Source organism: Cellulomonas sp. URHB0016, from assembly GCF_054057935.1.
This window is the reverse complement of sequence record NZ_JBSRZU010000001.1, coordinates 3,259,284-3,276,995: the sequence shown is the minus strand read 5'-3', so window position 1 is coordinate 3,276,995 and position 17,712 is coordinate 3,259,284. Positions and strand designations below refer to the sequence as shown.

The 17,712-nt window shown below is 74.6% G+C and carries 12 protein-coding genes and 1 pseudogene; 8 read left to right on the top strand and 5 right to left on the bottom strand.

The features are described from left to right. Window positions 1-28 precede the first annotated feature (28 nt). Both ACVW07_RS15075 and ACVW07_RS15070 read left to right on the top strand, forming a co-directional pair. Window positions 29-265 (top strand): type II toxin-antitoxin system Phd/YefM family antitoxin, encoded by a 237-nt coding sequence (locus ACVW07_RS15075; RefSeq protein ID WP_456820045.1) that lies wholly within the window; start codon window positions 29-31, stop codon window positions 263-265. Next, on the top strand, window positions 262-675 hold the full coding sequence (locus ACVW07_RS15070; protein ID WP_456820044.1) for a PIN domain-containing protein: 414 nt from the start codon (window positions 262-264) through the stop codon (window positions 673-675). The genes ACVW07_RS15075 and ACVW07_RS15070 overlap by 4 nt, the downstream gene beginning before the upstream one ends. A gap of 30 nt (window positions 676-705) precedes the next feature. Here ACVW07_RS15070 and ACVW07_RS15065 read toward each other — a convergent pair whose 3' ends face one another. From ACVW07_RS15065 to ACVW07_RS15055, 3 genes are all read right to left on the bottom strand, one after another. Continuing rightward, the gene (locus tag ACVW07_RS15065; protein ID WP_456820043.1) at window positions 706-1,530 is read right to left on the bottom strand and encodes a methyltransferase domain-containing protein; all 825 of its coding nucleotides are present in this window, start codon (window positions 1,528-1,530) and stop codon (window positions 706-708) included. A 142-nt stretch (window positions 1,531-1,672) separates the two neighbouring features. Next, the gene (locus ACVW07_RS15060) at window positions 1,673-2,194 is read right to left on the bottom strand and encodes an adenylyl-sulfate kinase (RefSeq protein ID WP_456820042.1); all 522 of its coding nucleotides are present in this window, start codon (window positions 2,192-2,194) and stop codon (window positions 1,673-1,675) included. An 84-nt stretch (window positions 2,195-2,278) separates the two neighbouring features. Continuing rightward, window positions 2,279-4,864, bottom strand: coding sequence for an ATP-dependent Clp protease ATP-binding subunit (locus tag ACVW07_RS15055; protein WP_456820041.1), 2,586 nt, complete (start codon window positions 4,862-4,864; stop codon window positions 2,279-2,281). Between the two features lie 173 nt (window positions 4,865-5,037). On the opposite strand from ACVW07_RS15055, the gene ACVW07_RS15050 reads away from it, so the two are divergent. From ACVW07_RS15050 to ACVW07_RS15025, 6 genes and pseudogenes are all read left to right on the top strand, one after another. After that, window positions 5,038-5,727 (top strand): hypothetical protein, encoded by a 690-nt coding sequence (locus ACVW07_RS15050; protein ID WP_456820040.1) that lies wholly within the window; start codon window positions 5,038-5,040, stop codon window positions 5,725-5,727. A 206-nt stretch (window positions 5,728-5,933) separates the two neighbouring features. After that, window positions 5,934-7,104, top strand: a pseudogene (locus ACVW07_RS15045) (MFS transporter); the annotation flags it as partial. A 96-nt stretch (window positions 7,105-7,200) separates the two neighbouring features. After that, window positions 7,201-7,605 carry a MerR family transcriptional regulator gene (locus ACVW07_RS15040; protein WP_456820039.1) on the top strand — a complete coding sequence of 135 codons (405 nt, stop codon included), beginning with the start codon at window positions 7,201-7,203 and terminating at the stop codon, window positions 7,603-7,605. Between the two features lie 104 nt (window positions 7,606-7,709). Further along, window positions 7,710-8,387 (top strand): SanA/YdcF family protein, encoded by a 678-nt coding sequence (locus ACVW07_RS15035; RefSeq protein WP_456820038.1) that lies wholly within the window; start codon window positions 7,710-7,712, stop codon window positions 8,385-8,387. A 23-nt stretch (window positions 8,388-8,410) separates the two neighbouring features. After that, on the top strand, window positions 8,411-9,253 hold the full coding sequence (locus ACVW07_RS15030) for a Cof-type HAD-IIB family hydrolase (protein ID WP_456820037.1): 843 nt from the start codon (window positions 8,411-8,413) through the stop codon (window positions 9,251-9,253). A gap of 92 nt (window positions 9,254-9,345) precedes the next feature. After that, entirely contained in the window at window positions 9,346-10,029 is a 684-nt protein-coding gene (locus tag ACVW07_RS15025) for a hypothetical protein (RefSeq protein WP_456820036.1), read from the top strand. Between the two features lie 2 nt (window positions 10,030-10,031). Here the strand turns inward: ACVW07_RS15025 and ACVW07_RS15020 are convergent, their stop codons facing one another. Continuing rightward, the gene (locus tag ACVW07_RS15020; protein WP_456820035.1) at window positions 10,032-14,336 is read right to left on the bottom strand and encodes a beta-ketoacyl synthase N-terminal-like domain-containing protein; all 4,305 of its coding nucleotides are present in this window, start codon (window positions 14,334-14,336) and stop codon (window positions 10,032-10,034) included. Window positions 14,337-14,367: 31 nt separating this feature from the next. Continuing rightward, entirely contained in the window at window positions 14,368-15,195 is an 828-nt protein-coding gene (locus ACVW07_RS15015; protein ID WP_456821089.1) for an SDR family NAD(P)-dependent oxidoreductase, read from the bottom strand. Between the last annotated feature and the right edge of the window lie 2,517 nt (window positions 15,196-17,712).

Sequence of the window (17,712 nt, the reverse complement as noted above, 5' to 3'; positions counted from 1 at the left end):
CCGTCTCACCGGTGATACGGTCGGTGCCATGGCGAGGGTGAGCGTGCGCGACCTCCGCAACCACGGAGGTGACGTCCTCGAACGGGTCGTCCGGGGCGAGAACCTCGTCGTGACCCGGGACGGCGCCGAGGTCGCGGAGCTGCGACCGCTGCGACGTCGTGCGGCCACCGCAGCCGACCTGGTCGCGCGTCGCGCACACCTCCCGTTCGTGGACCCGGACGGCCTGCGCCACGACGTCGACGCGTGGGTCGACCCGAGCCTGTGAGCCGCGGTCTGCTCGACACCTCGACCTTGATCCTCCTGGGCAGGCTGAGCGCCGACGACCTTCCGGACGAGCCGGTGATCAGCGCCGTCACCCTCGCCGAGCTGAGCATGGGTCCGCTCGTCGCCACCGACGAGCGCGAGGGTGCCGCCCGCCAGGCGCACCTCCAGCAGGCGGAGGCCGACTTCGACCCGGTCCCGTTCGACGCGGCCGCCGCCCGCGCGTTCGGCCAGGTCGCCGCCTCCCTGCGTCAGGCGGGCCGGAAGCCCGCCGCCCGCGCCTACGACGCGCTGATCGCCGCCACCGCCCTCGCGAACGACCTCGACCTGTTCACCTGCAACCCCGCCGACTTCACGGGTGTCGACGACCTCCGCGTGCGCCCTGTGCCGCACCCTGGGAACGCACGCGACTGACCCCATGTTCGCCCGCCGCGGGTAACCGTGTCACCGTCGCGCGGTCAGCACCATCCACACGAGCTCGCCCGACCTGGCGCGCTCGAGCGTCGCCGTCCACTGCTCGAGCAGGGCGGCGTACTCCTCGTCGGACCCCAGCGTGCGCAGCTCGTCCCGGCGCTCCTCGAGCACCTCCAGCCCGTGCTCCTGGGCCGCCACGAGGTCGACCGTCCGGTCCGCGGTGACGACGTCGACGAACCCGCACCGGGTGAGCAGCTCGGCGTAGGCGGAGACGGTCGTCAGGTGCTGGCCTCGCTCGCGCATCCACGCCCCGAGGTCGGCAGACGCGGTGGACGTGCCCAGGCAGTGGTCGGTCGCGAGCACGGCTCCCCCGGGCCGGAGCGCCGCGTGCAGGCGACGCCAGGCGATCCGCTTCTGCGCGGGCGTGAGGAACGCTCCGCAGTCGCGCGTCCACACCACGTCGAACGCGCCGGGGCGCACCGCGGGCGAGGTGAGCACGTTGCCGCACACGAGATCCACGTCCGTGCCCGGGGCGTCGACGTACTGGCGCTCCCGGGCGAGCTCGGTCAGGTCCTCCGACGCGTCGAGCGCCACCACGTGGGCGCCGTGCCGGGCCGCCAGGCTGAACGCGTCGCCGCCCAGGCCGGAACCGACGTCCAGCACGTCCGCGCGCGGCGGCAGGGGGACGCGGGCGACGAGCGAGTCGAAGACCTCCTGCTCCAGAGGGCTCTGGTAGTCCCGGTCGTAGAGCAGCGCGTGCCGCAGGGCCACCTCGCGGCTGAACCGGTAGGCCCCTGCCTCGGGCCGCTCGTCCGCCATGTCGTCCTCCCCGGCAACCACATGCGGATGGCGCATGGTGCGAGCATTCTGGACCGCTCGCACGCAGCCTCGGCGGATGTCCAGGACGACCTGGACACACGCTCAGGAGCGCCCCGGCGCACGGCCCCACGGGCGATGTCGTGGTCGCGCCGCGGGTCGCCTCATCCGTCAGGACGGGTCAGCGGTGCTCTGGCCAGCCGAGGGAGGCCGCGATCTGCCTCGCGACGACGGACGGCCGCCGGTCGTCGTTGTCGACCACCAGCTCCTCGACGTCTGCCCTGGCGAGGATCTCCGCGAGCACGTCCGTGCGGGCCAGGTGCCAGTCCTGGTCGGGGCCCGGCCGGTGGCGGGCCAACAGCCGGCGGTGCCGGGTCGGCCCGGAGGCGTCGATCCTCACCACCCGGACGGTCCGGCCCAGTGCCGCCGCGTAGGCGTCCCGCTGGGCTGCGGACTCGACGACCCGGGGCAGGATCAGCACCCTGGTGCCGGCGTCCTCCCAGGTCGACCGCATCGCGCGCAGGTGCTCGACGACGAGCCGCTCGTTGAAGGGGTCGTCGGGCGGTGCGGGCGCCTGGCCTGCGATGCCGTCGACGTCGAGGTCGACCGCGTCGATCCCGCGCGCGGCGAGGTCGAGACGGAGCGCCCGCGCGACGGTCGTCTTGCCGGCGCCGACAGTTCCCGAGAGCACGACGACGTCCACGGGAGCCATCCTGCCCTAGCGAGCACGACGAAGCCCCGGCCCCCTCCGCAGAGGGGACCGGGGCTCTCGTCGTGAGGAGCGGGGTCAGCCGGCGATCGGCTGCGTGCCCGTCCCGGCGTCACCCCGACCGGAGACGGTCGGCGCGGCCGGCACGTCGGTCCCGGACCCGGGGGTACCGACCGCGGCACCCACCGTGACGGGCTCCGCCGGGCGTTCGCCCTTCGGGACCCCGCGGAAGTGGAACTCCCCGAGCAGGCCCTCGCCCTCGGCGTCCACGATCACGAGCTGGCCCGCCTTGAGCTCCCCGAACAGGATCTTCTCGGACAGGGCGTCCTCGATGTCCCGCTGGATCGCGCGGCGCAGCGGCCGGGCGCCCAGGACCGGGTCGTAGCCCTTCTCGGAGAGCAGCTTCTTGGCCGCGGTCGTGATCTCGATGTCCATGTCCTTGTCGCGGAGACGCTTGGCGAGCTTGGCGACCATGAGGTCGACGATCGCGAAGATCTCCGTCTGGGACAGCTGCGGGAACACGACCACGTCGTCGACGCGGTTGAGGAACTCGGGACGGAAGTGCGTCTTGAGCTCGTCGTTGACCTTGGCCTTCATCCGCTCGTAGGACGTCGACAGGTCGCCACCGGCCTGGAAGCCGGTCTGCAGACCCTTGGCGATGTCCCGCGTGCCGAGGTTGGTGGTCATGATGATGACGGTGTTCTTGAAGTCGACCACCCGGCCCTGCGAGTCGGTCAGGCGACCGTCCTCGAGGATCTGCAGCAGCGAGTTGAAGATGTCCGCGTGGGCCTTCTCGACCTCGTCGAACAGCACCACCGAGAACGGCTTGCGGCGCACCTTCTCGGTGAGCTGGCCGCCCTCGTCGTACCCGACGTAGCCGGGGGGCGAGCCGAACAGCCGCGACACGGTGTGCTTCTCCGAGAACTCGGACATGTCGAGCTGGATCAGCGCGTCCTCCTCGCCGAACAGGAACTCCGCGAGCGCCTTGGCGAGCTCCGTCTTCCCGACGCCCGTGGGGCCGGCGAAGATGAACGACCCACCGGGACGCTTCGGGTCCTTGAGGCCGGCGCGCGTGCGGCGGATGGCCTGCGAGAGGGCCTTGATGGCGGCGTCCTGGCCGACGACCCGCTTGTGCAGGTTCTCCTCCATGTGGAGCAGGCGGCTGGACTCCTCCTCGGTGAGCTTGAACACCGGGATGCCCGTGGCGTTCGCCAGCACCTCGGCGATGAGCTCCTCGTCCACCTCGGCGACGGCGTCCAGGTCGCCGTTCTTCCAGGACTTCTCCTTCTCGAGGCGGCGCAGGCCGAGCTGCTTCTCCGTGTCGCGCAGGCGCGCGGCCTTCTCGAAGTCCTGCTCGTCGATCGCCGACTCCTTGTCGCGGCGCGTCTCGGCGATCTGCTCGTCGAGCTCGCGCAGCTCCGGCGGGGCCGTCATGCGGCGGATGCGCAGGCGGGCGCCGGCCTCGTCGACCAGGTCGATCGCCTTGTCCGGCAGGTACCGGTCGTTCACGTACCGGTCGGCCAGCGTCGCGGCGGCCACCAGGGCGGCGTCCGTGATGGACACCCGGTGGTGCGCCTCGTAGCGGTCGCGCAGGCCCTTGAGGATCTCGATGGCGTGCTGCAGGTTCGGCTCGGCGACCTGGATCGGCTGGAAGCGACGCTCCAGGGCCGGGTCCTTCTCGACGTACTTGCGGTACTCGTCGAGCGTGGTCGCACCGATGGTCTGGAGCTCGCCGCGGGCCAGCATCGGCTTGAGGATGCTCGCCGCGTCGATGGCGCCCTCGGCGGCACCCGCACCCACGAGGGTGTGGATCTCGTCGATGAACAGGATGATGTCGCCGCGCGTGCGGATCTCCTTGAGGACCTTCTTCAGGCGCTCCTCGAAGTCACCGCGGTACCGGCTGCCGGCCACGAGAGCGCCCAGGTCCAGCGTGTAGAGCTGCTTGTCCTTGAGCGTCTCGGGGACGTCGCCGCGCACGATGTCCTGCGCGAGGCCCTCGACGACGGCCGTCTTGCCGACGCCGGGCTCCCCGATGAGGACCGGGTTGTTCTTGGTGCGGCGGGACAGCACCTGCATGACCCGCTCGATCTCCTTCTCGCGCCCGATGACCGGGTCGAGCTTGCCGTCGCGCGCCGCCTGCGTGAGGTTGCGGCCGAACTGGTCGAGGACGGCCGAGCCCGAGGGCTGGCCCTCCTGCGGGCCGCCGGCGGCGACGGGCTCCTTGCCCTGGTAGCCGGACACGAGCTGGATGACCTGCTGGCGCACGCGGTTGAGGTCGGCGCCGAGCTTGTTGAGGACCTGGGCGGCGACGCCCTCACCCTCGCGGATGAGCCCGAGCAGGATGTGCTCGGTCCCGATGTAGTTGTGGCCGAGCTGCAGCGCCTCGCGCAGCGACAGCTCCAGCACCTTCTTGGCGCGCGGCGTGAAGGGGATGTGACCCGACGGGGCCTGCTGGCCCTCGCCGATGATCTCCTGCACCTGGGCGCGCACGGCCTCGAGCGAGATGCCGAGCGACTCGAGAGCCTTGGCAGCGACGCCCTCACCCTCGTGGATCAGTCCCAGGAGGATGTGCTCGGTGCCGATGTAGTTGTGGTTGAGCATCCGTGCCTCTTCTTGGGCAAGGACGACCACGCGACGGGCTCGGTCCGTGAATCTCTCGAACATGTGCGCTCCTCACGACGTGCTCGCTGCGTACCCGGGGCGGCGGCCTGTGGGCGACGACGAGCGGCGTTGTTCGATGCTAACGGCGGGGTGGGGCCACCACTGCCCGTGTTCGCCGCAGGCGTGACACGTCACCCGGTGGCCGGCCGGCCGGGACGACGGCCTACGCTCCGGCCATGAGCACCCCCGGCCCGTCGACCGCCCCCCGACGCACCTCGCTCGTCGCGCCGGTGACCCTCACCGTCGTCGGCGTCGCCCTGCTGCTCGTGGCGGGTGTCGTCACGGTCTTCGTCGTGCGGATCTTCATGGGCCTGCTGCCCCTCGACGTGCTCGACGCCCGAGGCGAGCCCGGCCCGGCGGTCCTGGCCGTCGTGGACGCCCCGGGCACCGCCACCGTGGTGCTCGACGCCGCGACCAGGTACGCCGTGTACCTCGTGGTGCCGGACGACGCGGAGCAGGACGGCCTGGACGGCCGGCTCGCGGTGACCGCGCCCGACGGGTCGCCGGTGGCCGTGCGCGACTCCGCCGACGTGTCGGTCAGCGCCTCACGGGGCGACGTGACCGCGTCCACCGTCGCGGGGTTCGCGTCGGACGGGGCCGGCACGTACACCGTCGACGTGCCGCCTGCGTCCGTCGACGGGGCACGGGTGCTGGTGGTCAAGGACGACTCGGCCGTGTCCTTCATCTTCGGCGTGTTCGGCGGCATCGCGGGCGTGCTCGTCATCTGCGTCCTCGGCGTGCTCGGCCTCGGCATGACCGTCGGCGGAGGCGTCTGGTGGGGGCTGCGCGTCCGGGCACGGCGCGCGCTCCGGCTCCCACCGGCCGGTCCCCCGCCCGGCCACCTGCCCGGCTACCCGCCCGCCTGAACCGGGACCCCGTCGAGGCGGGGACGACGCGGGCGCCGGTGCACGCGCACGGTCCCGGGGCCGACGGCCGGGGGGCTTGACCTCACATCGATGTCAGGGCGCAGCATCGCGGTCGACGAGCCAGTACCCGCGGCGCACCGGAGGCAGCAACCTCGATGACTACCCGGATCTCACTCCTGTCGTTCCTGGTGATGCTCGTGATCGGGACGGACACGTTCCTCGTGGCACCGCTGCTGCCGACCCTCACCGACGCCTTCGGCAGCGACCCGGCCCGGGCGGGCTGGATGGTGTCGGCCTACGCGGTGGGCTACGCGGCGCTCGCCCTGGTCGCGGGGCTGATCTCCGACCGTCTCGACCGCAGATCCGTCCTCGTCGGCGGTCTGACGGCCTTCTCGCTGCTGACCGGTGCCTGCGCCCTGGCGCCCGGCTTCTCCGCCATGGTGGCCCTGCGCTTCGCCACCGGTGTCGCCGCCGCCTTCGTCACCCCGCAGATCTGGGCGTCCGTCCCCGTCCTGGTCCCGCCGCAGCACGTCCTGCGCACGATGGGCTACGCCACCGGCGGCCTGTCGGTCGCGCAGATGCTCGGCGTACCGCTCGGCGCCGCGCTGGCCGGCCGGACCTGGCACGCGCCCTTCGTCGCCCTGGCGACCGCCGGGCTCGTCGCGACCGTGGTGGTGCGCCTCGCCTTCCCGCCCGTCCCCGCGCTGGGCGCCGGGTCGCACGCGCGGCGTCGTGGCGACCTCGGCGCGTCTGCTCAGGACACCGTCGGCACCGTCGTACTTCCTCGGCTACCTCCTGTTCCAGGCCGGGAACTTCACCGCGTTCTCGTTCATCGGCACCTGGCTGACCCAGGGTTTCGGCCTGTCCGTCACGGCTGTCGCGACGGCCATCGTGCCCCTCGGCGCCGCGAGCGCCTGCGCGTCGTTCTTCGGCGGTGGCATCGCGGGCCGGCTCGGGCCGGTGCGGTCACGGCGGGCGGCCATGGGAGCGCTCATGGCCCTGTACGCCGTGCTGCCGTTCGCACCGGACCTGGGCGTCGCCCTCGCTCTGCTGTGCAGCACGTCGCTGGTCGGCGGGTTCGTCTTCCCTGTGCTCATGGCGACCATGCAGGGCCTCACGACGACCGCCCGAGGGACCGTCTCCGCGCTCACGAGCTCGACGATGTACCTGGGCACCACCGTCGGAGGGGTGATCGGCGGCGTGCTGATCACCCGGTACCCCGGGTTCCACGGCATCGCGTCGGCGGTGATCGTCCTCCTGGCCCTGTCCCTGGCGAGCTACGTCCACGCCGACCGCACGCAGGCACGGCACCAGCGCGCCGCCGACGAGACCGCCCGTACCGGTGCGCAGGAGAGTGGCGCGTCCCAGCGGGGATGATCCGCACGTCCCGTCGCCCCGGCCCGCAGGGATGCACGACAGCCGTCAGGATGGACCCGCCGCACGATCGGACGGGATCGACACAGGGGGACCGTGATGCGCATCGGGGAGCTCGCGGAGCGCTCGGGGGCGAGCGTGCGCTCGATCCGGTACTACGAGTCGGCCGGCCTGATCACGTCCCGACGGGCGGGCAACGGCTACCGCGAGTTCGAGACCGACGTGCTGGACCAGGTCGCCAGCATCAGGCTGCTGCTGCAGGTGGGGCTGGACGTGCGGGACATCGCCGCCGTCCTGCCCTGCGTCGACACGCCGGAGGCACCCCGCTGCTCGCACGCGCAGCGGCGCTACGACGAGCAGATCGAGCGCATCGAACGCCGGCAGCAGGTCCTGGACCAGGCGAGGTCGCTGCTGATGGACCTGCGCGCAGGGCGGCCCCGCCCGGTGCCGGCCGACGGCGGGACGGTCCGGGTGGTCAGCGGCAACGTGACCCTCGGCCTCTGATCGAGAGGTCGACGGCCGGGCGACGGGTCCGCCCGCTCTCGTCGACCGCGCGCCGCACGCCGTTCCGCCGCAGTGCGGCTCCCCCAGCCCTTACGCTCACCGTCGTGAGCGACGACGCACCACCCCGCCGGCCCCGGCGCCGCCTCGTCATCGTGGTCGCCGCAGCCCTGGTCGTGCTCGTCGCCGCACCCGTCCTGTGGGTGCAGGTCCTCGGCCAGTCCCGGGTGCGGGACGCCGGCGACGTGCCGGACCGACCCGTGGCGCTCGTGTTCGGTGCGGGCCTGCGCCCGGACGGCAGCCCGTCCACCTACCTGCGGCGCAGGCTGGACGCGGCCCGCCGCCTGTACGAGGACGGCACCGTGCGCGTGGTGCTGGTCAGCGGCGACAACACCACCGTCTGGCACGACGAGCCGACCGCGATGCGGGACTGGCTCGTGGCTCACGGGGTGCCCGGGCGTGCGGTCGTGCAGGACTTCGCCGGCGTCGACACGCACGACACGTGCGTCCGCGCGCACGACGTGTTCGGCGTGACGGGGGCCGTCGTCGTCACCCAGGACTACCACCTGCGCCGCGCGTTGTTCTCGTGCGTCGAGGCAGGCATCGACGCCGTCGGGGTGGGGGTCTCGTCGCGCAGCGTGGAGCCCGCCAAGGCGCTGCGGTACCGCGTGCGGGAGCTGCCGGCATCCGGACGGGCCGCCGTCGACGCCGTCATGCGGCGGTCCCCGCGGTTCGGCGGGCCTCGCGAGACGGGCGTCACGGACGCGCTCGCCGCGGCGGGCTGAGCGGCGCCTGCGAGGATCGTCGGGTGACGACCTCACCCGGCCCGCGTCCCGTGCTCGACCCGCCCGACGTCGGCACCACCCCGGACGTCCGCCTGATCGCGCTCGACCTCGACGGCTCGCTGCTCGACGACGCCAAGCGGATCGACGACGGCTTCTGGCCGCTGCTCGACGAGCTCGACCGTCGCGGCGTCCTCGTCTGCCCCGCGAGCGGGCGCCAGTACGCCACGCTGCGCCGGGAGTTCGCCCGTGACGACCTCGTCTACATCGCCGAGAACGGCGCGTACGTGGTGCGGCACGGCCAGGAGGTGAGCTCCGACCCGCTCGCCCTGACCACGGCCCGGTCGATCGCCGAGGTCGTGCGGGGATCCGCGGGCGACGTCGGGACGGTCCTGTGCGGCAAGCGCTCCGCGTACGTCGAGCGGACCGACGACCGGTTCCTCGCCCAGGTCCGCCCCTACTACGCGCTCCTGGAGATCGTCGACGACCTCACGGCCGTCGACGACGACGTGCTCAAGGTCGCCGTCTACGACTTCGGGCCCGCCGAGGAGGGCGCCGGTCCGCTGCTCGCGCCGTTCGGCGAGGACGACCGGGTGCTGGTGTCCGGGCAGCACTGGGTCGACGTGATGAGCCGGACCGTCGACAAGGGCACCGCCCTGCGCAGCGTCCAGTCCGCGCTCGGGATCACCCCCGAGCAGACCATGGCGTTCGGCGACTACTTCAACGACCTCGGCATGCTCGCCGCCGCGCACTGGTCGTTCGCGATGGACAACGCCCACCCCGACGTGCGGGCGGCCGCCCGGTTCGTCGCGCCGTCGAACAACGCCAACGGCGTGGTCCGGACCATCCGGTCGGTGCTGGCCGTCTGAGGTCCGCGGGACCAGGTGCGGGACGAACGCGACATCCGCGACACTGGACAGTCCGCCCTGTGCGGCGGTGGCAACCGACGGGAGGGGCGGGCGTGCGACAGCAGCCACGTGCGGGTGCGGACGACGACTGGGGCTGGTTCGACGCGGCGCTGCTCTACAGCTGCCACGTGGTGGCGGCGATGCGCGCGGGACGCCCGGACGCGATCACCACCACGCTCGCCGTGTCGTTCCCGCCGAGCATCGCCGCGGGCGAGCGCCTCCTCGCCGAGGGCGGGTTCGTGCTCAACGAGTTCGCGGCACCCGGCGACGGCACGTACGTGCGGGACAACGGGTTCTTCTTCGCGACCGGCGGGATCGGCATGGCCGTCACCGCCGTCGCCCTGGGTGCCCGCGCCGCGGGCAACTCCGCACGACGGCAGGCCGCCGCGGCGGCGGCCGTGCCGCGGTGGCTGGAGGTCGACCGCGGAAGCGTCGTGGTGTCGAGCCACGGCTTCTACCTGCACTCGCACCTCGGTCACCGCACCTGGCCCTGGGAGCCGATCCACGTCGCGCAGATAGTCGCACCCGACGTCGTCGAGCTCTCCGGGGACTCGACGAACGGGCGGGTGCACTGGCGTCTGCAGTCGCCGTGGGCGCCGCTGGTCTTCGCGCTCTGGTGCCTCCGGCGCCATCCCGACCATCCCCAGCTGGTCACGAACGCATGGCTGCCGCAGGGGTGGTGGGAGCGGGCGACGGCCCACGGTCACCGGCCGGCGATCGGCTGGTCGCAGGCCTGACCTCAGGACTCCGTCCACGTCACCACGGCGTCGTGCCCGTCGGCGGCCGCGGGCAGGACCGCCCACCCCACGTCGACCACGCCTGCGGGGCCGTCGACCGCGATGGTCCGGCGCTGCGGGTCGAGCCCTCGCACCCGCAGGGCGCGCGGCACGGGCAGCCCGGTGCCGGCGGCCTTGCCGACCGACTCCTTCGCGGACCAGAACGCCGTCCGCACGAGCGCGTCGTCGAGCGCGAACCGCTCCGCGACCGTGCCGGCGAGGTCCCGCTCGACCGGGTCGAAGGCGAGCCGCCCGGCCGCGTCGGGCACCTCCCGGACGCGCTCGACGTCGATCCCGACACCGCCCGTCGTCCGCGCCCGCGCGACCGCGAGCCCGGCGGTGTGGGACACGCTGACCTCCACGCCGTCGAGCATCCGGCCGTGACGTCCCCGGACCACCGGCCGCCCGGACGGCTCGTTGTCGACGACGATCTCGGCGGGGAACACCTCCTTCTCGCCGTGCGACCACAACAGGTAGCGGACCGCGTCCTTCACGGCGATCCGTCCCAGCAGCCAGTCCCGCCGGCGGTTCGGCACCACCCGCTCGAACTGGTCCCGCTCGGGGCCGCCCAGGTGGTTGCGCATCACGATGAGCCGCGACGGCAGGTCCGGCCAGCCGTCGCGGACCAGCACCCAGCCGTGCCGGGTCAGCTGCGACACGGCGCGGTACTCGGGCCACGTCTCGGCGGCCTGCGTGCGGGGGTCGTTGGCGAAGCGGCGGTTCGTCCAGCCGTCGATCGCGACCACCACCCGGCCGTCCACGCTCAGCACGATGTCGGCGGACACCACCTCGTCGGTCAGCTCGACCACGTGCACCACCGCGTCGACCCGCCGGCCGGGCCCTGGCAGCGGGCCGAAGAACCGGGCGCTGCGGATACCGACCGGCAGCATCCGGTTGTCGCGCTGCGTGTGCGTGATCAGCCAGCAGCCGAACAGCTGGCCGGCGCTGTCCAGCAGCGCGCCGGGCACGTCCGACCCGATGAGCACCCCGCGCACGTGGCGCTCACCCATGGCCTCGATGCGCTCGATGCAGCGGAACGCCGGGCCGTGGAACAGGCGGCGGCTCTCGTAGATCTCGTCGCTGGTGAGCGGGCTGGGACCCTCCACCGGCCACGGACCGCCCGGTGCCCGGGGCGCCTGGGGGTGCCGCGCATCGACGCGGACGACCGCGCTCGCGTACCGCCCGAGCGCGGTGTGCACCCGGCCGTCGCCGTCCGGGCGGGCCGTCAGCTCGACGACCTGCGGCGGGCTCGCCACGAGCCAGTCGCGCAGCCGCAGGTCGGACACCTCGACCGCCCGGCCCCCGGGGGCGACCAGCTCCGCGGCCTGCCGGAACAGGTGCAGGATCGTGGTGCCCGGGACCACGGGCCACCGGTCGGACTCGTCGGGCCAGCCCTGGCGCTGGTGGAAGAAGCAGTGGTCGAGCAGGAACGGCATCGACGCCGTCGAGACGGGCACCGTGCAGACGAGCCCGTCGCCGTCCGGGCGTACCGCCGACCACAGCGGGCGCGGACCGGTGGAGCTGCCACCGGAGCCGTCGGCCGGCGGCGGCACGTGCGGTGCGGAACCCGTCGGCACGGGTGGTGCGGAACCCGGCGACACGGGCGGTGCGGAACCCGGCGACACGGGCGGTGCGGAACCTGTCGGTGGCGGTGGGACAGCCGTCGCAGGCGACCCGTCGGCCGGGTCGCCCAGGGTGAGCAGCGGCGAGCCCAGGGCGACCTCGATCCGCACCCGGCGGCCGGCAGCCACCTCGTCGTCCGTGTCGTCCCGGCCGCGACCGACCCAGAGGGCGGCGTCGACCCACGCGAGCTGGTGCTCGTCCGGCGCGTCCCGGTTGCCGACCGCGACGCTCACGTGCGGCCGCGATGCCAGCGACTGCGCGACGAGCGTGTGCGTCGTCCCCGGCCCGAGCGTCACCACGGTCCGCACCCCCTGGTCGGCGAGCGCCAGCGCCAGCTCACGCAGCCGCACCGGCCGGGCGAGCTGGCCGAGTGCGACGTCGCGCATCCCGGCGGGGTCCGCCGGGTAGGGCGCCACCTCCGACCCCGACCACAGCGCCGCCGAGGCTGCGCCGAACCCGTCGACGGGCAGGCGTGCCACGAGCTGCTCGACGACGGGCCGGGCAGCCTCCTGGTGGAACCGGTCCGGCAGCGGCAGCGCGTGGCCCGCGATCCCGTCGGCCAGCAGCGTCGCCAGCACGCGGCGCACCTCGTCCTGGTCGCCGGCGACGATGCACTGCGACGGCGAGTTGTCGTGCGTGACGACCAGGGAGGTGCCCGCGAGCGCCTGCCGCACACGGCTGACGGGGGCGGCGACCACGGCGTAGTCGCAGCCGGGCCGGTGCAGGGCGTCCCACGGCATCGCGTCGAGCACCCGCAGGACCACGTCGGGATCCGCGACGCCTGCGCTCGCGAGCGCGGCGATCTCCCCCATGCTGACCCCTGCGACCACGTCGGGGACGACCCCGGCGTCGCGCAGCCGCCGGTCCCACGCGATCCCGCCGAGGAACAAGGACCGCACGACGTCACGCAGACCGTCCCCCGACCCCGGCCCCGGGTGCGTGGCCAGCGCCGCTTCCGTGCCGGGGAACAGGAACGCGACACGCTCGCGTCCGGTGCCGGGCCCGCACACCAGCAGGTCGTCGGCCGGGGGCACCGGGCCGCCGGTGGCGACCTGGCGCGCGAGCAGGCGCCGACGCGCGGGCGTCATGTCGCGCACGGCCGCGCGGAACGGGCCCGTGCCGGACGGGTCACCGCCCGCAGGGGCGTCGAGGCACGCCGCGAGCGCCTGCTGCGGCGAGTCCCCCGCTCCGCGCCGCACCTGCGCCGGGACGACCGCCCGCCGGCGGCGGCCGGGGACGCGGGCCGGTGCGGTGGCACCGGAGTCGACGTCGGCCCCCTCGAGGACGACGTGCACGTTGATGCCGCCGAAGCCGAACGCGTTGACGCCCGCACGCCGCGTGCCGACGGCCGGCTCACGCCAGGGCCTGGCGTCGCCGACCGCCTCGACGCGGGCGCCGTCGAGCAGCGCGTGCGGCTCCTCGCAGTGCAGGGTCGGGGGGAGCGTCGCGTGGTGCAGGGCGAGCGCGGCCTTGATGATGCCGAGCACGCCGGCGGCCGGCATCGCGTGCCCCACCATCGACTTGACCGTGCCGATCGCAGGCCGGTCCTCGTCGGTGCGTCGGTCGCCGAAGACGGCGCGGACCGTGCGCAGCTCGGCCGCGTCCCCCGCGGGAGTCGCGGTGCCGTGCCCCTCGACGAGCCCGAGCGCACCCGGTGCGGTCGGGTCCGCCCCGGCCGCCGCCCACGCGGCCTCGACGGCACGCTGCTGCGCGGCGGGGTTCGGGTTGACGAGCCCCGACGTGCGCCCGTCCGACGAGACTCCCGTGCCGGTGACCAGCGCATATACCCGGTCCCCGTCGCGCAGGGCGTCCTGGGCGCGCTTCAGCACCACGACGCCGGTCGCCTCGCCCACGAGCGTGCCGTCGGCCCGCCGGTCGAACGGCCGGATCTCGCCGCTGCGGCTCAGCGCCCGCAGCTCGGTGAACACGGACCAGAACGACGGCTCCTGGCAGTGGTGCACCCCGCCGGCCACCACCACGTCGCACCGGCCGCGCAGCAGCTCCGTGACGGCCTGGTCGACCGCCAGCAGCGACGACGCGCACGCACCGTCGACCGTGTAGGCCGCACCCTGGAGGTCCAGCCGGTTCGCGATCCGCGAGGCGCACAGGTTCGACACCAGCCCGATGACGTCCGTGCCGGGACCGTCCGCCGCGGCCTCCACGAGCGCACGCAGCGCCCGGTCCCGGTCCTCGTCCGACAGGCCCGGGCCGACCTCCTGCAGGGCACGGGCCACCTGACGGGTGAGCCGCACCCGGTTGGAGAAGCGGATCGCCGCCGGAGCGAGGTAACCGCCCCGCCCGAGGACCACGGCGATCCGGGCCGGGTCGACCCGGGTCCGGTCGACTCCGGCGTCCCGCAGCGCGGCCTCGGCGACGGTGAGCGCGATGAGCTGGTCCGGCTCGATCGCGCGCGCCGACGCCGGGGCGATGCCCAGCGCGGCCACGTCGACCGTGACGGTCGGGTCGACGAACCCGCCCCGACGGCTGGTGAGCGGCGCGACCTCGCCCGTGGCCCCGTTGAGCACGGGCGCGAAGAACTCCTCCGGGATGCGCCCGTCCGGCACGGGACCGACCGCGTCGACGCCGTCCCGCACGTTCGCCCAGAAGGTCCCCAGGTCGTTCGCGCCCGGCGCGCGGACGGCCATCCCGACGATCGCGACCGCGCCCGCCACGCCGTCAGACACGGACCGGCTCCGGGGAGGCCGCGCGGACCGTCGTCATCCAGCCGGGCGGCGCCCACACCACCGACGACGGGCCGTCCCCCGCCTGGGCGATCTCGTCGAGCAGGCACGCGGTGGCCTGCTCGGGGTCGAGCAGCCGCTTGCCGCGCCGGGCGAAGTCCCGTTCGAGCTCCTGCGAGACCATCCCCGGCCGGTGCCCGCGCGGCGCCCACGGCCCCCAGCTCACCGTGACCGTGCGAGCACCCCGCGCGGTCCCCCACGCGGCGAGCTCCTGCTCCATCGCGTCGTTGCCGGCCGTGTAGCCGATCTGGCCGCGGCTGCCCTCGACCGCCGCGATGCTGCCGAACGCGACCACCGCGTCGGGCACGACGCCGGTCGCGTCCAGGGCGCCGAGCACGGCCCGCATGCCGACGGCCTTCGTCTCGAAGACGTGCTCGAACGCCGACTGCGACGTCCGCCCGATCAGCTGGTCGAGGTTCACGCCTGACCCGAACACGACGAGCGACAGCCGTCCGTGCCGCGCGTGCACGTCCCGCAGGTGCTCCTCGACCTGGACCGCGTCGCGCACGTCCACCGACGCGTACGACGCGCCCGGGCCCGTCGCGGCCAGGAGTGCGAGCGTCTCCCGGATCTCCCGCTGGGCCATCAGCAGCCGCACCCGCACCTCCGCGTCCCGGACCGACAGTCCCTCCCGGGTGACGACGGCGGTGCGCAGCGCGTGCAGGTCGGGGGCGTCCGGGTAGGGGTCGTCGTCGGGCGGGGCCGGGGTCGAGCCGACGAGCTCGAGGTACGCGCCCGTGCGCCTGGCCAGCGCCAGCGCCACGTGCGACGTGATGCCGCGGGCGCCGCCGTAGAGCACCACGACGTCGTCCCGGCCGAGCCGAAGACCGTCCGGGACCGGCTCGATCCCGCGTTCGTCGAGCAGGTCGACGTGGCGGCCGGCCGGCGTCCGCGTGACGACGGGCGGGCCGGCGGCCGCGGTGAGCTCGGCGTGCACGATGCTCGGCAGGTCCGCGCGCGGCACGTCGGCCGTGACCACGACGAGACGCACGTCCACGTCGAGGAACTCCTTCGCAGCGGGTCAGCACGAACCCGCGCAGCCCTGCGGTCCGCGGCTCGGCCGACGCCTCCGGTCGCCGCACCACCACGAGCAGCCGCCGGGTCGCCGGCGAGCTCAGCGCCGCCTTCAGCGGGTCGTACAGGCCGGGCAGCACCGGTTCCCCGCACAGCATGTCGTCGACGACGTAGACCACGGACCGGGGCTCCGCGGGCTCCTCCGCCACCACGTGCAGCAGGGGTCCCCGGGTGACGGCACCGCCGGCGCGGGTGAGCTGGTCCGCGACGTCGTCGGCCTGGCCGTCGTCCGCCAGCAGCAGGACGGGCGAGGTGAGGTCGCCCGGTTCGACGTCCGGCAGCGGCTCCGTGACGGGCACGTACCGGACCGCGCGGGTGGGGTCGGGGGGCGCCGGGGTGGTGGCCGGGGATGCCGTCGCTGCGCGGGCCGGGGCGGGCGCGGGGGCGGCGGCCGGCGCGGGGGCGGCGGCCGGTGCGGGGGCGGCGGCCGGTGCGGGGGCGGTGGCCGGTGCGGAGGCGGGTGCGAAGGCGGTGGCCGGTGCAGGAGCGGCTGTCGGTGCGGCGGCTGCAGGTGCCGCGCCGGTCCGGGCCTGGAGCCAGTCGACGATGGTCGTCACGGTCCGCGCCTTGGACAGGTCCTCCACCGCGTCCGCGCCCAGCTCGTCGACCACCAGGCCCGCCCGGTCCACCAGCTCGCCCGCGATCTCCAGCCGCTTGATCGAGTCGATGCTCAGGTCCGACTCCAGGTCCAGCGTCGGCTCCACCATCGCCACCGGGTACCCGGTGCGGGCCGCGATCACCTCCTGGACCAGAGCCTGCACCTCGGCGCCGGAGCTCCGCGGCGTGGGCACGTCGACCGGCACACCGACCGGCACGTCGGCCGCCACCGTGGCGGGCGTCGGGTACGTCGCCCCGGCGGGAGCAACCGGCGCCCCGACCGGTGTCGGCACGGGCGACGCAACGGAAGCCCGTGCGCTCGCAGTGCCGGTCCGGGCCTGGAGCCAGTCGACGATGGTCGTCACGGTCCGCGCCTTGGACAGGTCCTCGACCGCGTCCGCACCCAGCTCGTCGACCACCAGGCCCGCCCGGTCCACCAGCTCGCCCGCGATCTCCAGCCGCTTGATCGAGTCGATGCTCAGGTCCGACTCCAGGTCCAGCGTCGGCTCCACCATCGCCACCGGGTACCCGGTCCGGGCCGCGATCACCTCCTGGACCAGGGCCTGCACGTCCGTGCCCGCCCGGGCGGGCGCCACGGACGCGGTCGGCGGCGGGGTGGGCGCGGCCGGTTCGACGACAGGGGGCGCGGCGACCGCGGGGCTCCACGCGGTGGCGGGCGGAACCCCCGTCGCGATCGGCGCGGTCACGCCCGGCGCAGCGGAGGCCACGAGGTCCGCGACCGCGTGCACGGGCGCCAGCGGTTCGGCCAGCGGGTCCGGCACGGACGTAGGCACGACCGTGGGCACGCCGGTGGACCGGACGGGCACCAGGCCACGCGTCGGCGCGGGGGCGGGGACGTGACCGGGACGGTCGTCCGCCGTCTGCTCGGCGGCCGGCACGGCGACGCGGCCCGATCCCGTCGCCGCGATCGCTGCCAGCGCCTTCTCTCCCGCGCGCAGTGCCGCACGGGGCACGCCGGCCGGCGCCTCGACCGCCGACGCCGGACGCTCCTCCTGCGGAGCCGGCACGTCGACGCGGTGGGCGAGCGAGGCGAGCACCACCCGCTCCAACGACTGCTGCATGGCGAACGTGGCACCGAAGAACTGCCCGAGCAGGTCGGTCATCCCCGCGCCCGACGGGGCCGCGTGCGGGGCCGGGGCGTAGGACGGCGCGGCGTAGGAGGGCGGGGCGGCAGTGGGGACCGTGGTGAGCGCCACCGTCGTCACCGGGACGGTCGTCACCGTGGGAGCGGTGGGTGGGGCGGTGGGTGGGGCGGTGACGAGCGACGCGGTGGTGGCCGGGGCAGTGGTGAGCGGGGCGGTCTGAGGGTGCACGAGTTCCTCCTCGACGAGCTCGACGTCGGAGTAGGGGCGGGGGGGTGCGGCCGTGGTGGTCGCGGTCGTCGCGGCGGAGGTCCCGATCGCGGCGTGGCTCGCGCCGACCCCACGAGGGTCGGTCGCGACAGCGCGCTCACCGGCACCCCGAGGGTCAGTCGCGACAGCGCGCTCACCGGCACCCCGAGGGTCGGTCGCGGCGAGGCTCTCGAATGCCCGCCGTGAGGCGGTCCCCGCGGCGAGCTCGGCGCCGTCGGCCGGCCACAGGGCGACGG

What these genes read in the sequence shown, in the direction of transcription:
- ACVW07_RS15020 (WP_456820035.1), bottom strand. Translation starts at nt 14,336, where the DNA reads ATGGCCGTCCGCGCGCCGGGCGCGAACGACCTGGGGACCTTCTGGGCG.
- ACVW07_RS15055 (WP_456820041.1), bottom strand. Translation starts at nt 4,864, where the DNA reads ATGTTCGAGAGATTCACGGACCGAGCCCGTCGCGTGGTCGTCCTTGCC.
- ACVW07_RS15040 (WP_456820039.1), top strand. Translation starts at nt 7,201, where the DNA reads ATGCGCATCGGGGAGCTCGCGGAGCGCTCGGGGGCGAGCGTGCGCTCG.
- ACVW07_RS15065 (WP_456820043.1), bottom strand. Translation starts at nt 1,530, where the DNA reads ATGCGCCATCCGCATGTGGTTGCCGGGGAGGACGACATGGCGGACGAG.
- ACVW07_RS15050 (WP_456820040.1), top strand. Translation starts at nt 5,038, where the DNA reads ATGAGCACCCCCGGCCCGTCGACCGCCCCCCGACGCACCTCGCTCGTC.
- ACVW07_RS15075 (WP_456820045.1), top strand. Translation starts at nt 29, where the DNA reads ATGGCGAGGGTGAGCGTGCGCGACCTCCGCAACCACGGAGGTGACGTC.